Source organism: Armatimonas sp. (assembly GCF_043760365.1).
Classification (GTDB): domain Bacteria; phylum Armatimonadota; class Armatimonadia; order Armatimonadales; family Armatimonadaceae; genus Armatimonas.
In genome coordinates this window covers 1-2,101 of the sequence record NZ_JAYUPA010000207.1, presented here as the reverse complement: position 1 = coordinate 2,101, position 2,101 = coordinate 1, and the positions used below count along the sequence as shown (strand labels likewise).

The following is a 2,101-nucleotide window of genomic DNA, read 5'->3' as shown; positions in this document are numbered from 1 at the left end:
AGCGCTCGATCAGCCCCTGCACCAGGTCCGGTGAGGGTTCCGTGCCTTGAAAAGCCGCCGCGCCCTGCTGCTCAAACATATCGCGAGAAAGCGTGAGTGCCAGCGGGTAGCCATGGGTCGAGGCCAGCAGCCCTGCATGCAAACCCTCAGGGATACCGCTGCGCTCCAAAAACTCCCGGCTCTCATCGGGACTGAGGTTGCGAAGCGGCAGAACCCGCACCAGACCCTGCCAGTCAGGATCGGCACGCCAGCCCGATGCCACTGGCTTGCGCCCCGCGAGCACCACAATAGTCTCACCAGGAAGCTCGGGAATCAGAGTCGCACGGAGCCAGCCTTCCAGCGGCTGAATGGTCTCGTAGCTATCGAGTAAGATCACCTGTCGCCCGGCCCCACTCTCATCGAAGCCTGCTAGGGTGAGTGCGGCCCGAAAGCCCTCGGGGGTCGGCTCTAGCTCCAGCCCGGAGAGAGCGGTGCAGGCCACTCCTAGTTCTGTGCAGATCGTAGCGTAGGCGTGCAGAAGTGTCGTCTTTCCCACACCGCCGGGGCCAAAGACACTCAGAACACAAAAAGGCGGCTCGGGCGCAAGAAGCGCCGCACGAAACAGTGCTCGCTCACTCTCCCTCCCCACCACCCGCCGCCGCGTCGCCGCCAGCCGATCCGCGATCCGTGTTGGCATAATAGCCCTATTGTACTCAATTTTCCGGCATTGGTTCCCATTTTACGTGGCCATCGGCAAAGATCAGCGCGCGGCCTCCGGGGCTGGGAATGTAGCCCAGCGGGGTATCAGACGGCTTTTCGATCTTACTTAGATTCGTCGGGCCACTGTAGGTATAGACAAAATCCGCCAGCACGTCGTTATTTTTGATGTAGGGCAAGATCGCGTCTTTCACGCTTGCCGGATCGTGCGGGAAGTTCTCGTCGTAGTCCTGCGCGTACATCAGCAGCCCCAGCCCCGCTTGCTTGGCATTGCTGATAGCGAGCTGCTTCATGAGCTTCTCAAAGGCAACGCGATCCAGGCTCACAATCGGCGCGGCGTAGAGCGCATCGTCGTGGGTGAAGAGCACGGCGGAGAGATCCGGGAGCAGGTAATCGGACTGCGCCTCCGCCGTCACTAATCCACGCACAAACTTCTTCTCCGGCCCCGGCTCGCTCGCCTCCAGCCAGAGCGCGTTGGTATTAGCGCTTCGACCTGCCTGACCCGTGAGCTTTGCTGGGTCGGCGCTCAGTGTCAGCGCCAGCTTTGGCGCTGGCTTCTCCACCACATAGGCGATCATGTCTTTGTCTTTGGGCGCTTCGCTCAGCGGCGTGACGGTTCCTTGAGCGATCTCAATTGTCTCCCAGGTATCTTTACGAACTCGGCGCTCCTCCACTTTCTCAAAGGTCATCGTACGTAGAAACAGGTGCTTCCCGTCGGTTGATATTCCACGTACGGAGAATATGCCCTCGAGAAAAACTCGCTTCGCGAGTGGTGAGTAACTACCATCGGCCTGTAAAACGCTGTAGAGCTGGGTCTTAGGCGTTTCTTTTGTGCTACCAGATAGTAAAAAACCCGAAAGTCCTGTCATCTCCCGTACCATCAATAATGTGGGAGGAAGCCCCGTTAGCCAGCGTATTGTTCCTCGATCCGCATCATAGATACCAAACTGCGACTTAATATCAGGATTATCCGACAAGAGGTGTTTCATCTCCCACTGCACGATCAAAGCACGCTTTGTCCCTGGGAACCATGAAAGCTGGGATATAGTTCGGTATGTTTCTTTAGCGGGGTCATCCTCAACCCGGTGAATCAGCTTAGAGGTACGGCGGAACGCATCATAAAGCCAGAGTTTTTGCTCACCGAACGGCTCTTTCACGTCGTCGGTGGGCTCGGGACGCAGGTCTTGTGTGATAAGCGCATAGCGGCCACCGGGCGCGGGCGCGACCTCACGAATCTTCCCTGTCAGCACGGGCTCGATCTTGCCGATGAGATAGGCGTTGGTCTTGGTGGTGATAATGCGCGGTGGGCGCGATCCGCTAGATTGTTTGCGAGCAAGTGTGGCGGTGGCGGCGAGGGCGGCGGCTCCCAGACCGAGTGTCAAGAAAAAATGGCGGCGGTTCATCG

At 58.4% G+C, this 2,101-nt stretch carries 1 protein-coding gene and 1 pseudogene; both read right to left on the bottom strand.

Annotated elements, in window-relative coordinates; genetic code table 11:
* Positions 1-676, bottom strand: a pseudogene (locus tag ACH2EH_RS05065) (ATP-binding protein); the annotation flags it as partial.
* A gap of 16 nt (positions 677-692) precedes the next feature.
* Positions 693-2,101 (bottom strand): hypothetical protein (locus ACH2EH_RS05060; RefSeq protein ID WP_395139550.1); only part of this gene is annotated, 1,409 nt, incomplete at its 5' end.